Source organism: Halothiobacillus sp. (assembly GCF_027346185.1).
Lineage (GTDB): Bacteria > Pseudomonadota > Gammaproteobacteria > Halothiobacillales > Halothiobacillaceae > Halothiobacillus.
On the sequence record NZ_DAIESY010000066.1, the window covers coordinates 1 to 13,224 of the forward strand.

The following is a 13,224-nucleotide window of genomic DNA, read 5'->3' on the forward strand; positions in this document are numbered from 1 at the left end:
CTTTCGTCTCGTTTGTTTCTCTCGTTTCGAGGAGGTGCGCATTATACTCAACGCTTTCACCCCGTCAACACTTATTTTTCTAAGTGCCCGGCCCTCTCAGACCGCCCCGCCACGCCGTCGCAGCAGGGAGGCGAACTATACGCCTTTTCGTGTTAGCGTCAAACCTTAATTTGACGTTGAATTTGGTGGGTCGTGCGGGACTCGAACCTGCGACCAATTGATTAAAAGTCAACTGCTCTACCAACTGAGCTAACGACCCGTTAAGGAGGTGCGTATTTTACATATCTTGAATTTGGGTGCAACCCTCTTTTTGATCATTCAGGCACATAAATTGTTACGTCTGGAACGCCGGCATCCATAAAACCTTGTTTTCTATAATGACAGGCATCACAACGTCCACACGCCCTTCCTTGTTCGTCTGGGTTGTAGCAGGAAATCGTTTGCGCATAGTCGACGCCAAGCCGCGTACCCCATTGGATAATCTCGGCCTTGGTCAGTGTTTGCAATGGTGCCACGATCTTGAAGGGCTTGCCTTCAAGACCGGCCGCCGTGGCCAGATTGGCCGTTATTTCAAACTGTTTGATAAATTCGGGGCGGCAATCCGGATAGCCGGAGTAGTCCACTGCGTTGACGCCAATGTAGATACGACGGGCACCCAGTATCTCTGCCCACCCCAGTGCCAGCGATAGAAAAGTAAGATTTCTTGCCGGCACATAGGTTATCGGTATGTGCTCTACAGCCTTGGCATCATAATCAGGCACAGCCAGTGTGCTATCGGTTAGCGCCGAGCCGCCAACATCATTCAAGTTGATACTGATCATCTTGTGATGCCCTATGCCCAACTGATGAGCGACACGGTACGCCGCTGTCAGCTCTACTTTGTGACGCTGCCCGTAATCAAAACTGACCGCATGCACTTGGTAACCATCACTTTTCGCGATAGCAGCCACTGTGGCCGAGTCGAGCCCACCGGATAAAAGCACGACCGCCTTCGGATGTGTGTTTTCAGTGTCCAGGTTCATTTCCCCATATTAATTTGTGCAACTGCTGCTGAAAACGCAAACGCAAGCCGCTTTCTAGTATCCACTCAGCCAGCTCCAACGGAGTTATATCGCCAAATACGGGCGATATAAGAACGTTAAACCGTTTATCCATCTGATATTGGCGTACATGCTGGATTGCCCACTCAAAATCATCATCGCTGCCAATGACGAATTTGATTTCATCACTGGGCTTGAGCAGCTTGATATTATCAAAGCGGTTCTTTTCGGCTTCACCCGAACTCGGCGTTTTCAGATCCATGACCACGCGTACTCGCGGATCAACCCCTTCAATGGAGAGCGCACCACTGGTTTCCAGGCTCACCGAATACCCACCATCACAGAGGGACGTCAGCAAAGGCAGACAGGCGGGTTGAGCTAGTGGCTCGCCACCGGTCACGCAAACATCCTGAGTATGATGCGCAGCAACCTGTTCAAGGATGGACGCCAAACTCTGTCGCTCACCGCCAGTAAAGGCGTAAGCCGTATCGCAATAGACACGCCGTAGAGGACACCCTGTAAGCCGTACAAATACAGTCGGCCAACCTGCGCTTTCAGACTCTCCCTGCAATGAACGGAATATTTCCGTAATCCGTAACTGTAGTGGAGCCTTCTCTTGTACGGCGATATCATCCAAAGCTGCGATCATCTTTTCCCGGCATCCATACGCGCCAGCCGCTGTTTCGCCAGATTGGCCGCCTGACTTTGAGGGTATTTGCTGATCACTTGCTGGAAAATAGCTCGTGCTTCTTTGTTTTTGTTTTCGTCATAGGCGATATAGCCCGTTTTCAACAGGGCATCTGGCACACGGTCGCTATTCGGGAATTGGGTCAATATTTTCCGATATGCCGCTTCCGCCTTATCCCGCTTTTGTTCTACGTAATAAGTCTCGCCCTGCCAAAACAGTGCACTAGGCGTCCATTGACCCTGCGGATCAGCATCGATAGCAACTTGAAAGCCGGTGATTGCCTGATCGTATCGCCCATCCTTCAACTGATCAAAGGCTGCGTTATACAGTGCCTGTTGCTTTGCACTGGCCGCTGCATCTTGACCGGATGAAGGTGCGGAGGAGGTTGGCACAGGCACCGGCGGCACCGAAGCGGCAGGAGCATTGGTTGCGGGGACCGTAGGTGGTACCGGCGCAGCCGGCTCATTCGGTGCAGCAGCGCTGCCTCCCGGTTGCTCAAGTTTTGACAGGCGATCATCAAATGAACTGAATGCGGACTGCTGGGCTTTTTGCAGCCGCTGGATCTGATTTTCCTGCTCTTCGTTCTGTCCGCGCAGATCTCTAACCTGTTCCTGCAAGCGCGATACGCTATCCAGCAGATTCTGAATAATTACCGTCTGCCCGGATGACGCATCTGCATTTGCACCGGTTTCTCCCAGACCCAGCGGCTGCGGAGCGAGTGGCTGAGGGGTTGCTGCCTGCGAGTCCACTTGGGGTGCTTGCGAAGTAGCCGCTTGGGCTGCGTCCGATTTATCGCTCCAGTTGAGCCAACTGGGTGGCGTCTGCGCCCAAGCTGTCTGTGTTGCAGTCATGCCCAATGCGGCCAATAAAGTTAAATTTTTAGCGCTGCGTTTCATCAAGCGATTCATGGGGATTTCCTATATAAGTGAACACGGCACGGCCAAGCTACTATTTGCTCGCCCTTGCGACTGCTCGATTTCAACTATTCGTCGCCTTGAAATGGCCCCCAGGCCGGGTCACGCACTTTGCCACGGGCAAAGCGCAAGGTCTGACTTTCCCCACCCGAGACAGGGCTGACTTTCAACACCGAGCTTCCACCCACCTGTGAAGCATAAATCAGCATCGTACCGTTGGGTGCGAAGCTCGGCCGCTCTTCTGAACCGCCGTTACTGATGTAGCGCAAATCACTACCACCGCCGGACAAGGACTGAACGGCCACACGGAAGCCGCCATTGCCACCCGCCAACAGGGCCAGTGTTTTACCATCAGGAGATATTGCTCCACCTGCCGCATACGACAAACCAAAAGTCAGGCGCTGCGCAGAAGATGTGCCAATCGTCTTTTCGAATAATTGTGGCGAACCGGAACGATCCGAAGTGAATACCAAGGTCTGGTTGTCCGGCAACCAGCTGGCTTCCGTGTTGATCGAACCATCATTGGTGACTTGTGTCAGATTTCGCGTATCCAGATCGACCACATAAATATTCGGGCTGTGATACTTGGACAGTGTGAGTGCAATCTTATTGCCCTTCGGTGACCAGCTTGGCGCCCCATTGATACCGGGGAATTTTGTCAGTTGATAACGCTGACCTGTGCGCAAGTCCTGTACCCAGATACCTGAACGACGACCCTCGAACGACACGTAGGCGAGCTTGCTGCCGTCCGGCGACCAGGTGGGCGACATCAGCGGGAAGTTGGAACTCAGCACTGTCTGTGGGTTGGCGCCATCAGAATCGGCTACTTCCAGGGTGTAGCGGCGCTTCTTGCCCGGGCCGTCCGTCTCGGTCACGTAGGCGATCTTTGTATCAAACGCACCCCGTACGCCCGTGATCTGTTTGAAAATGATGTCGGCGATACGGTGCGCGATACTGCGTGCGGCGGAAATCGGCGCTGTAATAACGCGACCGGTCATTTGCTGACCGTTGGTAACATTCAACAGATAGAAGGTTGCCTGGTAATTGCCGCCTTGCTGCTCCACTTTGCCGACAACCAGATATTGCGCCTTGCCCGTACGCCATTGGTCGAACTGGACTTGCTCTGGTGCAGACGGTTGGCTCGGCATCTGATCTGCGGTTAATGGCGCAAACTGCCCCGAACGCGCCAGATCGGCATCGATGATTGATGAGAAGTTTGTGTTTGTTGTGGTGGAGAACGGAACGATCGCAATCGGAACACCGCTTTCCTGACCACCACTGATCACGATGTTCAACTCCGCCTGGCTCACCGCCGGTGCGAGGAACAGCAAGCTGCTCAAAATCCACAAACTCCAGCGTTGAATGTGCGCTTTCATGCTTATCACCTTGTATGTTCAATTCTTCAAAATGGTCGCCATCCATCAAAGCAATGGCGAAAAAAATCTACTGTGCGCTCGCCTTGAACTTGAAGTTGATCGTCGGCTGGAACAGCGTCATATCCGAAGGCAACGGCAACGGCGATGCCCGCTCGACAGCCTGCTGAACAGAGCTCTGGAACAGTTGATCGCCATCACACCGCAATATTTTTACATTGAGTACCGTGCCATCATTAGCTTGAGAGATTTTCACGTCGCATGTCCAGTCAGGTTGCCAACCCGGCGGTTTGAACCATTGTGACTGGACTTTCGCTTTGATTGCGGCGCCATAAGCGTCCAAGATGCCTTTGGATTGGCTGGCACGCAACTCGTCCTGAAGTTGCTGCTGCAACGCCGCCTTGCGGGTTTGGTCGGCTTTCTGTGCCGCCAACTTGGCGGCTTTCTCCTTAGCCGCCTTGTCTGCAGTGGCCTTCGCGGCTTTCTCTTTGGCCGCCTGCTCCTTGGCTGCCTTTTCAGCCGCTGCTTTTTCAGCCGCCACTTGTTTCCTGGCTTGCGCGGCCTGCGCAGCGGCTTCGGTCGCGGCCTGCTTGGCCACAGCTGCGGCAGCCTGTTCTTTAGCGGCAGCCGCTACTGCCGCTTGTTTTTCAGCGGCCGCCTTGGCGGTCTCTTCCTGCATCTTGGCCAACGCCTGCTTTTGCGCCTGCACGGATTCCTGTGCTTTTTTCTGTGCATCCTGCAAGGCTTTTAACTGTTGCTCCTGTTCGGCGGCTGCTTTTTGCTTGGCCTCCCGCATCGCCTCAAGCTGTTGCAGGCGCGCCTGCTCCGCGCGACGGGCGGCGGCGGCCTGCTGGGCTTCGGCCTGCTGCTGCTTGAGCGACTTTTCACGCTGTTCATCAGCCTGTTTTAATCGGCTGACCTGCTGGTCGATCGCGGCTTGTGAGACGGATTGAGCCTGAATAACCGGTTCACTCGGGGTGTTTGAAGCCTCCGATGCCGGTGAAAAAGCATCCAGCTTCCAAGCAATCAGCACAGACAGGATGATCAATAAATGAAGCGCAATCGCCAACAAAATAGCGAAGGGCATACGTGCAAACCAGCGGAACATGGCTACTTGCCTCCCGATGGCGCTGTGTTACCAGAGGGATTCGTCACCAAGCCCACCTTTTCGACACCTGCCTGCTGGGCAATAATCATTGCCTGCATAACAGCATTGTAATTAGCTTCGCCGCTGCCCTTGACCAGAACTTGAATCTTCGGCTTGTCACGAAGCGCAGCCTCGACCAGTATCCTGACTTCACTCAAAGGAAGAGACGACTTAGGATCCTCTGCATTGCTGACAAAGTACTCCCCGGCTTTGTTCACTGTGATAATCACGGGCAAGTCATCTTCGGGCGGCAACGCCTTGGAAGCCGCGCTTGGCGGCGTCACTTCAACACCTTGTTGCAGCATGGGGGCTGTGACCATGAAAATCACCAGCAACACCAGCATGACGTCGATATAAGGCACGACGTTGATTTCTGCAACCACACGGCGGGTTCGACGCGCGCGACGATCCATAACTTACTGCCCCCCGATCTGGCGCTGGAGCAAGCCGAGGAACTCATCGGTGAATCGGTCGTAGCGTCCGAACAGATCATCGATTTGCGTCGAATAGCGGTTGTAGGCCACCACAGCGGGGATGGCCGCGAACAGACCCATCGCGGTTGCGATCAGTGCCTCGGCAATCGGCGGCGCGACCGTGGCCAGGGTGGCGTTTTGCGCATTACCCAAATTCATGAACGCGCTCATGATGCCCCAGACGGTCCCGAACAGACCGACATACGGGCTGACCGAGCCGATGGTTGCCAGAACGGACAAGCCTTCCTCGAACTTATCGATCTGTCGATGCAAAGACACCCGCATGGCGCGCTCGACACCTTCAATCAATTCGGAAGAACTGCGGCCTTCTACCTGACGCAGCCGTTTGAATTCGCGAAAGCCTGCTTCAAAAATTGCTTCCTGGCCTTCGCGCGGGCGTGGATCGCGACTGAGCCGATCGTAAAAATCGTTCAGACTGCCGCCACTCCAGAAACTTTCCTCAAACCGTTTGGCCTGCGCGCGGGCACGACGCAGTACGGAAGATTTGTGAAAAATCAGCGCCCAAGATGCCACCGAGGCCAATAGCAGGATCAAAAGCACGAGTTGCACGGGCAGACTCGCGCCCAAAACAAGGTGCATTACCGAGGGTTCTGTACTCACAAAAAATAGCTCCGCATGGGGTTAGGGATTGGGGTTGGTTTGAAACTATCGGCATCGACACATACGATCTGCACCGTCGCCTGTGACAAGGGTATCTGATCGGAAGTTCGTTCGGCCACTTGATGGAAATTCATCGAGGCGGCACCGCATTTTCGCATCACGCAACTGACACGCAATGCGTCGTTGAATTTTGCCGGACGCCGATAGTCTACCTGCAGCCGGGACACGACGAAAAGGACACCGTGTTCTTCACGCATCTTATCCTGCTCGAAACCGCGCGCGCGCAACCATTCCGTGCGTGCGCGCTCGAAAAACTTCAGGTAATTGGCGTAGTAGACAACGCCCGCCGCATCGGTGTCTTCGTAGTACACGCGAACCGGCCAATAGAAAATATCGGTTGCCGTCACTGCGGTTCCTCCTCCGTCAGCAGTGTGCCTTGCTGCGACTCGAAGGCACTGGGCGGTCGGAAACCGAAGTGGGCATAGGTCTGGCGCGTTGCCATCCGCCCTCGCGCCGTGCGCACCAGAAAACCCTGCTGAATCAGGAACGGTTCCAACACGTCTTCGATTGTGTCTCGCGCTTCGCCGATGGCGGCAGCAATGTTATCCAGCCCGACCGGGCCGCCATCGAACTTGTGGATCAAGGCTTCGAGCAGGCGGCGATCCTGCTGATCGAACCCGCGCGCATCCACCTGCAACAAGTTGAGCGCTGCATTCGCCAACGGCTGATCGACTGTACCATTACCTTTGACTTCGGCAAAATCGCGGACGCGGCGCAAAAGGCGGTTCGCGATACGCGGCGTGCCTCGTGACCGCATGGCGATTTCTTGAGCCCCAACTGCATCGATCGTAACACCCATTAATTGAGCGGATCGGGTAACAATGCGGGTCAAATCCGCCACTGAATAAAATTCCAGACGCTGAATAATGCCGAACCGATCGCGCAAAGGCCCGGTCAGCATCCCGGCGCGTGTCGTGGCACCCACCAGCGTAAATGGCGGCAAATCCAGCTTGATCGACCGTGCTGCAGGTCCTTCGCCGATCATGATGTCGATTTGATGGTCTTCCATCGCCGGGTAGAGAATTTCTTCCACCACGGCCGAAAGCCGGTGAATCTCATCGATGAACAACACATCATTCGGTTCGAGATTGGTCAGTAGCGCCGCCAAGTCACCCGGACGCTCAAGCACCGGCCCCGATGTTTGTTTGAGACCCACGCCCATCTCGTGGGCAATGATATTGGCGAGTGTGGTTTTTCCAAGCCCCGGCGGACCGAAAATGAGCACATGATCCAACGCTTCGCCCCGTTGCCGCGCCGCCGGGATGAATATTTCCATCTGTTCGACCACCGCAGGTTGGCCCACGTAATCGACCAGCCGCTTGGGACGCAAGGCGCGTTCGATGGCCTCGTCTTCAGTCACGCTTTCTGCGGTAATGACGCGATCAGTCATCAGGCTTTACTCGCAAGTGGCTTAAGTGCCAGCCGGATGATCTGTTCAACGGGCAACGCCTCGGCATCTGGCACGGCCTTGACCATCCGTTGTGCTTCGGCAGGCTTGTAGCCCAAGGCTTCCAGCGCACTCATGGCTTCTTGATCGGCACCGGCAAGTGGTACGGCATCGCCCATCTTGCCCACCTTGGCCGCCATTGTGGCACCGTCGAAAAACCCTTCGGCCAGGCGGTCACGCATTTCAATGACCAGGCGCTCGGCGGTTTTTCGACCCACACCGGGCAATCGAATCAGCGCGGCAATGTCATTGCGGGCAATCGCGCCCGCAAATTCTTCGGCATTCATACCGGAAAGCACACCCAACGCCAGTTTGGCACCGACGCCAGTGACCTTGAGCAAATGCCGAAACAGCTTGCGCTCGACTTCGCGCGAGAACCCATAAAGCAGGAAGGCATCTTCCCGCACGACGGTGTGAATCAGGAGCGTGGCTTCCTGCCCGTTGGCGGGCAAATCGAACAAGGTTGAAAGCGGCACTTCGACTTCATAACCCACACCCTGCACATCCAGCAGGATCCAGGGGGGTTGCTTGTTAACCAAAATGCCCTTGAGGCGACCGATCATCGACTGCGTCTCCGGTAACGTGACTGAGCCAGCAACTGCATGGCGGTTTTTTCGACCCCGACTACATCCGCCGAAATCCCGGCCAACGAAGTGCGTCGATAGCAATGACACAAAGCCACCGCTGCGGCGTCCGCGCCGTCGGCGGGCGGGTTATCGGTCAAGGACAACAGCCGCTTGACCATATGCTGTACCTGAAGTTTGTCTGCGCGCCCCGTGCCGACCACGGCCTGCTTGACCACGGCGGGCATGTATTCGTGCACGGCCAAGCCGTGCCCGACGGCAGCGGCAATCGCGACACCGCGCGCCTGCGCCAGCTTGAGGGAAGATTCAGGGCTGCGATACATGAAAATCTGCTCGATGGCGAATTCATCCGGTGCATGGGTGTCAATCAATCGATCGATTTCGGCGTAGATCGCCCCCAGTCGCGCACTGAACAGACCAAAGGATTTAAGCGAAACGCTTTGCAGATGAATCTGGGTTGCGCGCCCCCGCTCGAAGTCGAGCACGGCCACCCCCATGGTGACTGACCCCGGATCAATGCCCATGACGCGCAAGCGGGCCACGTTATGCGTACGCCTCTTCAGGAATTTCGGCGTTGTGGAACACTTCCTGAACGTCATCCAGATCCTCAAGCATGTCGATCATCTTGACCAGTTTGACGGCCTGATCACCCTCGACCGGCGCAGTGACCGCCGCCCGCATCGCCAACTCGCTTTCTTCGGGCACAAAACCAGCCGCCGTCAGGCCATCCTTGATCGACACATAATCTTCCGGCGTCGTGATGACTTCGACCGCGCCTTCCTCACCGACCTGCACATCGTCAGCGCCGGCATCGAGTGCCGCTTCAATCAGCGCATCCTCATCCACACCCGGCGGGTAATATAAAACGCCTTGTTTGCTGAACAAATAGGCAACTGAGCCATCCGTCCCCAGGTTTCCGCCAAATTTGCTGAATGCATGGCGCACGTCCGACACCGTGCGGTTGTGATTGTCGGTCATGCAGAACACCAGCACAGCCACGCCACCCGGACCATAGCCTTCGTAGCGCATCTCTTCATATTGCTCACCATCGCCGGCGCCTACGCCCCGCTTGGCTGCACGCTCCATCGTATCCTTGGGCATGTTGGCCGAAAGCGCTTTATCCCAGGCCAGGCGTAATCGCGGGTTGGCGGCGGGATCGGCAGATTTTCCAATACGTGCCGCCGCGGTGATTTCGCGAATAATCTTCGTCCAAATTTTGCCGCGCTTGTTATCCTGACGCGCCTTGCGGTGTTTGATGTTTGCCCATTTGCTATGGCCGGCCATCGCTGCCTTCCTCGTACTGTCGATTAATCCAAAACCGCATTCTATCATCTGATCCGTAGCCCGAGTCGGCACTCAACCGGGCAACCGGATCGCGCGCCCACAGAAACCATGAGCACACACCCAAGTACGGTTTTAAAACGGACTCAGACATGTCGTGTCTCGCTCGCAAAACCCAGCCGCGGTGCCCGGCGATACCACGCGATCCAGATCAACGCAGCCAGAAGCCACAACGCCGCCATTCCCCAGGCCAACCAGAGCAGATTCTGGGCCAGATGCGCCACGGCAAATCCCGAAACGATTCCTGCGAGCATCATCTGAGTGAATCCTTGCAGGGCAGAAGCCAGTCCGCGCTGCGCGGGAATGTAATCGAGCCCCATCAGGTTGAGCGAAGGCATCGCAGTCGCCATACCCATGGCGTAGAACATGATCGGTGAGACCGTCCACCAAACACGCCACTCGTTTATTTCAGCCGGCTGCTCGGCAAACCAAAGGCTTTGAGCCACATTAAACCCCACCGCCACGGCAGCCAGGCCGATGCCGATACTGACGGTAGTCATCGGCGCGTAGCGACTGGCCAGAACATTGCTGACTCGACTGCCCAGAATCAGCCCGGTTACCAGCGGCACGAAAAACTTCCAGAAATCGGTCGGTGTTTGTTGCAGATGCCCGACCATAATCATCGGCGCGGCGGCGATGTACAGGAACATCCCCGAAAACAGCAGCGCGAACACCAGTGTCAGCCCCATGAACGGGGCATGACTCAATGCACGACCATAACTTTTCATAATGAATAACGGCGCGATGGATTGCCGGTTGTGGGCACCGACCGTTTCGGGCATGAACGCGAACACCCCGACCATCGATACACCAGCGAACAGGGCGAGGAACCAGAACACCGAACGCCAACCCAACCACGTATCCAGCACGCCACCGATGATCGGGGCAATCGCCGGGGCAATCGCAAAGACCAGCGTGATGTTCGACATCACCCGCTGGGCCATGGCGCCTTCGAACAAATCCCGCACCAGGGCCCGACCGATCACCACCCCGGCCCCGGCAGCGATTCCCTGAACGATACGGGCAGCGATCAGCTCATTGATATTCCCCGCCATGGCCGCACCCACGGAAGCCAGCGCATACACGGTCAGGGAAATCAGCACCATGCGCCTGCGCCCGAACGTATCGGAAAGCGGCCCGTGCACCAGCATCATGCCGCCGAAAAACCAGAGATACAGGCTCAGCGTGAGCTGCATGGTCGCCTGATCGACGCCAAATTCATGGCCGATGGCCGGGAACGACGGCAGATAGGCATCCACGGTAAACGGGGCGATCATGAGCATACTCGCCACCAGCGGTACGATCAGAAAAGCCTTCGGCGCTGCCCGCGCCTGCTGCGAACTCATGCGATTGCGGGTTCTCGTACCGCGCTTTGGTAGCCCAAGAAAGTCTTGAGTTGTTGGTGACCGTGCTCGGTCAAAATCGATTCTGGGTGGAACTGAACGCCTTCAACGACGAAGGTCTTGTGACGCAAGCCCATAATTTCATCGAATGAACCGTCGGGATATTGCGTCCATGCGGTCACTTCGAGCACGTCCGGCAAACTCGCCCGTTCCACCACGAGGGAGTGGTAGCGCGTGGCATCAAACGGATTCGGCAAGCCGGAGAATACGCCCTCACCGTTGTGATAGATCGGGGAAACCTTGCCGTGCATCACTTCTTTGGCCCGAATCACTTTCCCGCCAAATGCCTGACCAATCGCCTGGTGGCCCAGGCAAACACCGAAGATCGGGATTTTCCCGGCAAACGTGTGGATGACATCAATCGAGATACCCGCTTCCGACGGCGAGCAGGGGCCGGGGGAAATCACGATATGCGACGGCGCACGTGCGGCGATCTCCTCAACCGTGACCTGATCGTTGCGCGCCACCCAGACCTCGACACCCAACTCGCCCAGATACTGGACCAGATTGAAGGTGAACGAGTCGTAGTTGTCGAGCATTAAAACCATGATCTGAACTTCCTGAAAAAACACGCTAAAAGTATGCTGAATGATCGGCAGGGTCTGCTTATTCGGCTGAAATCCGCGCCAATTGCGCCAATGGCAAGGGCAGGCTTTCACCATAAGCAAGAAACGACGGATTGAGCACCACCGCACGACGATTATAGGTGAGCCGCTGACCATTGAGGTCGATCAATTGCCCACCCGCCGCTTCAAGCACACACTGCGAGGCGGCGGTATCCCATTCAGAAGTTGGCCCGAATCGGGGATAAAGATCCGCCAGACCCTCGGCCACCAGACAGGTTTTCAGGGCGCTGCCGCAACGGATTACCTGTGGTTCGCCCACGTGCTCGGTCAGTGCGTCGATCAGCGCCTGTTCGCGACGGCTGCCGTGCGAACGACTCAAGGCCAATGTGATCGTTGGATTCGGCAAGGGTCGAACTTTAAGCGGTTGCGCTCCCTGTGCGGTGAAACGCCAACTGCCCACGCCCCGGACACCCGCAAACTCGGCACCGGTAGCCGGCGCGTAAACCACACCCAGCACCGGCTGGTTCTGGTGAATGAGCGCAATATTGACGGAGAATTCGCCGTTACGTTTCACGAATTCTCGGGTGCCGTCCAGCGGATCGACCAGCCAATAGTCCGACCAATGCTGGCGCACCGACCAATCCGGCAAGCCGCCCTCTTCGGTCAGCACCGGAAGCTCTGGAGTCAGTGCCTTCAAGCCCGACTTGATGACCCGATGCGCCCACAGATCAGCCTCGGTGACGGGCGAATCATCGGCCTTGTGCATGATATCGAAATCCCCTGCATAAACGCGCATGATCGCCTCACCGGCCTGTGCAGCGATGGTACGTACGGGCTCACGAAGAGATAGCCAGTCATTCATGGGTCAGTCGGCCTTTGGGAAGATTTTCATTTTACGGATTTCTTGAAATCGACTAACTCAGATTGAGCCAGATGGGCTCGGGCAAGATACAGTGCCGCAATCGAACGCGCTTCGCTGCACTGCCCATCAAAAGCCAATCGGTCGAGGTCATCCAGTGGCCAGGTGACAACTTCCAACGGTTCGGGCTCGTCACCCGGCAAACGCTGGGGAAACAGTCCCGTCGCAAGCACGATGTGCGTCCGTTGAGCCGAATAGGCGGGGGACGATGTGACTTCACGCAGTAGGGTCAATTGTGCCGCACCGAAACCGGCCTCTTCCATGAGTTCGCGGTTCGCCGCATCCAGGATCGGCTCGTCGCCATCGATCCGTCCCTTGGGCAACCCAAGCTCATAACGCTCAGTACCACAGGCATATTCGCGAATCAGAACGATCCGGCCATCATCAAGAATCGGCACGACCAGAACGGCGCCTCGCCCCTTTGCCGCCAATCGCTCAAATGTCACCTCGGTACCGTTGGCGAATACAAGATCAACCGCTTCGACGGCAAACAGTCGTGTCGCAGCCAACGGTCGCACCGCGCACATCTTTGGAGGCTGTTCCACCGGCATATCGACATCCACTTAAAAACTGATTCTTGCTGACCAGTATACCGCTTGCCCGATCCTTTACAGGGGAGAAATACCGAGCTCCGCTTGCTCTCGTTCA

16 protein-coding genes and 1 tRNA gene are annotated in these 13,224 nt (G+C 56.3%); all 17 read right to left on the reverse strand.

The genetic code is table 11. The features are described 5' to 3' along the window. Positions 1–183: 183 nt before the first annotated feature. Positions 184–259 (reverse strand) — tRNA-Lys (locus M7R55_RS05150). A gap of 55 nt (positions 260–314) precedes the next feature. Then, the gene (gene queC, locus M7R55_RS05155; RefSeq protein WP_298219129.1) at positions 315–1,022 is read right to left on the reverse strand and encodes a 7-cyano-7-deazaguanine synthase QueC; all 708 of its coding nucleotides are present in this window, start codon (positions 1,020–1,022) and stop codon (positions 315–317) included. Next, positions 1,006–1,689 (reverse strand): 7-carboxy-7-deazaguanine synthase QueE, encoded by a 684-nt coding sequence (queE, locus tag M7R55_RS05160; protein WP_298219131.1) that lies wholly within the window; start codon positions 1,687–1,689, stop codon positions 1,006–1,008. Before queE ends, queC begins: the two co-directional genes overlap by 17 nt. Beyond that, positions 1,686–2,636 carry a tol-pal system protein YbgF gene (gene ybgF, locus M7R55_RS05165; protein WP_298219133.1) on the reverse strand — a complete coding sequence of 317 codons (951 nt, stop codon included), beginning with the start codon at positions 2,634–2,636 and terminating at the stop codon, positions 1,686–1,688. Before ybgF ends, queE begins: the two co-directional genes overlap by 4 nt. Before the next feature lie 74 nt (positions 2,637–2,710). Continuing rightward, positions 2,711–4,018 carry a Tol-Pal system beta propeller repeat protein TolB gene (gene tolB, locus M7R55_RS05170; protein WP_298219135.1) on the reverse strand — a complete coding sequence of 436 codons (1,308 nt, stop codon included), beginning with the start codon at positions 4,016–4,018 and terminating at the stop codon, positions 2,711–2,713. A 67-nt stretch (positions 4,019–4,085) separates the two neighbouring features. Then, positions 4,086–5,123 carry a cell envelope integrity protein TolA gene (gene tolA / locus M7R55_RS05175; protein WP_298219137.1) on the reverse strand — a complete coding sequence of 346 codons (1,038 nt, stop codon included), beginning with the start codon at positions 5,121–5,123 and terminating at the stop codon, positions 4,086–4,088. A 2-nt stretch (positions 5,124–5,125) separates the two neighbouring features. Beyond that, positions 5,126–5,575 carry a protein TolR gene (tolR, locus tag M7R55_RS05180; protein WP_298219139.1) on the reverse strand — a complete coding sequence of 150 codons (450 nt, stop codon included), beginning with the start codon at positions 5,573–5,575 and terminating at the stop codon, positions 5,126–5,128. Positions 5,576–5,578: 3 nt separating this feature from the next. Beyond that, positions 5,579–6,256 carry a protein TolQ gene (tolQ, locus tag M7R55_RS05185; protein WP_290678696.1) on the reverse strand — a complete coding sequence of 226 codons (678 nt, stop codon included), beginning with the start codon at positions 6,254–6,256 and terminating at the stop codon, positions 5,579–5,581. Continuing rightward, positions 6,253–6,663 carry a tol-pal system-associated acyl-CoA thioesterase gene (ybgC, locus tag M7R55_RS05190; protein ID WP_298219143.1) on the reverse strand — a complete coding sequence of 137 codons (411 nt, stop codon included), beginning with the start codon at positions 6,661–6,663 and terminating at the stop codon, positions 6,253–6,255. The genes tolQ and ybgC overlap by 4 nt, the downstream gene beginning before the upstream one ends. Beyond that, the gene (gene ruvB, locus M7R55_RS05195; protein ID WP_298219145.1) at positions 6,660–7,706 is read right to left on the reverse strand and encodes a Holliday junction branch migration DNA helicase RuvB; all 1,047 of its coding nucleotides are present in this window, start codon (positions 7,704–7,706) and stop codon (positions 6,660–6,662) included. The genes ybgC and ruvB overlap by 4 nt, the downstream gene beginning before the upstream one ends. Continuing rightward, positions 7,706–8,326, reverse strand: coding sequence for a Holliday junction branch migration protein RuvA (gene ruvA / locus M7R55_RS05200; protein WP_298219147.1), 621 nt, complete (start codon positions 8,324–8,326; stop codon positions 7,706–7,708). Before ruvA ends, ruvB begins: the two co-directional genes overlap by 1 nt. Next, on the reverse strand, positions 8,323–8,889 hold the full coding sequence (gene ruvC, locus M7R55_RS05205; RefSeq protein WP_298219149.1) for a crossover junction endodeoxyribonuclease RuvC: 567 nt from the start codon (positions 8,887–8,889) through the stop codon (positions 8,323–8,325). The genes ruvA and ruvC overlap by 4 nt, the downstream gene beginning before the upstream one ends. Before the next feature lies 1 nt (position 8,890). Continuing rightward, positions 8,891–9,631 carry a YebC/PmpR family DNA-binding transcriptional regulator gene (locus M7R55_RS05210; RefSeq protein WP_298219151.1) on the reverse strand — a complete coding sequence of 247 codons (741 nt, stop codon included), beginning with the start codon at positions 9,629–9,631 and terminating at the stop codon, positions 8,891–8,893. Positions 9,632–9,774: 143 nt separating this feature from the next. Continuing rightward, the gene (locus M7R55_RS05215) at positions 9,775–11,034 is read right to left on the reverse strand and encodes a multidrug effflux MFS transporter (protein WP_298219153.1); all 1,260 of its coding nucleotides are present in this window, start codon (positions 11,032–11,034) and stop codon (positions 9,775–9,777) included. Beyond that, complete coding sequence (locus M7R55_RS05220) at positions 11,031–11,639, reverse strand: aminodeoxychorismate/anthranilate synthase component II (protein WP_298219154.1); 609 nt, start codon at positions 11,637–11,639, stop codon at positions 11,031–11,033. Before M7R55_RS05220 ends, M7R55_RS05215 begins: the two co-directional genes overlap by 4 nt. A gap of 58 nt (positions 11,640–11,697) precedes the next feature. Next, on the reverse strand, positions 11,698–12,519 hold the full coding sequence (gene cysQ, locus M7R55_RS05225) for a 3'(2'),5'-bisphosphate nucleotidase CysQ (protein WP_298219156.1): 822 nt from the start codon (positions 12,517–12,519) through the stop codon (positions 11,698–11,700). Between the two features lie 26 nt (positions 12,520–12,545). Continuing rightward, on the reverse strand, positions 12,546–13,127 hold the full coding sequence (nudE, locus tag M7R55_RS05230; RefSeq protein ID WP_298219157.1) for an ADP compounds hydrolase NudE: 582 nt from the start codon (positions 13,125–13,127) through the stop codon (positions 12,546–12,548). Positions 13,128–13,224: the final 97 nt, after the last annotated feature.

Coding starts and splice junctions, on each gene's coding strand:
- queC (WP_298219129.1), bottom strand. CDS start 1,022: ATGAACCTGGACACTGAAAACACACATCCGAAGGCGGTCGTGCTTTTA.
- queE (WP_298219131.1), bottom strand. CDS start 1,689: ATGATCGCAGCTTTGGATGATATCGCCGTACAAGAGAAGGCTCCACTA.
- ybgF (WP_298219133.1), bottom strand. CDS start 2,636: ATGAATCGCTTGATGAAACGCAGCGCTAAAAATTTAACTTTATTGGCC.
- tolB (WP_298219135.1), bottom strand. CDS start 4,018: ATGAAAGCGCACATTCAACGCTGGAGTTTGTGGATTTTGAGCAGCTTG.
- tolA (WP_298219137.1), bottom strand. CDS start 5,123: ATGTTCCGCTGGTTTGCACGTATGCCCTTCGCTATTTTGTTGGCGATT.
- tolR (WP_298219139.1), bottom strand. CDS start 5,575: ATGGATCGTCGCGCGCGTCGAACCCGCCGTGTGGTTGCAGAAATCAAC.
- ruvB (WP_298219145.1), bottom strand. CDS start 7,706: ATGACTGATCGCGTCATTACCGCAGAAAGCGTGACTGAAGACGAGGCC.
- ruvA (WP_298219147.1), bottom strand. CDS start 8,326: ATGATCGGTCGCCTCAAGGGCATTTTGGTTAACAAGCAACCCCCCTGG.
- M7R55_RS05210 (WP_298219151.1), bottom strand. CDS start 9,631: ATGGCCGGCCATAGCAAATGGGCAAACATCAAACACCGCAAGGCGCGT.
- M7R55_RS05215 (WP_298219153.1), bottom strand. CDS start 11,034: ATGAGTTCGCAGCAGGCGCGGGCAGCGCCGAAGGCTTTTCTGATCGTA.
- M7R55_RS05220 (WP_298219154.1), bottom strand. CDS start 11,639: ATGGTTTTAATGCTCGACAACTACGACTCGTTCACCTTCAATCTGGTC.
- cysQ (WP_298219156.1), bottom strand. CDS start 12,519: ATGAATGACTGGCTATCTCTTCGTGAGCCCGTACGTACCATCGCTGCA.
- nudE (WP_298219157.1), bottom strand. CDS start 13,127: ATGCCGGTGGAACAGCCTCCAAAGATGTGCGCGGTGCGACCGTTGGCT.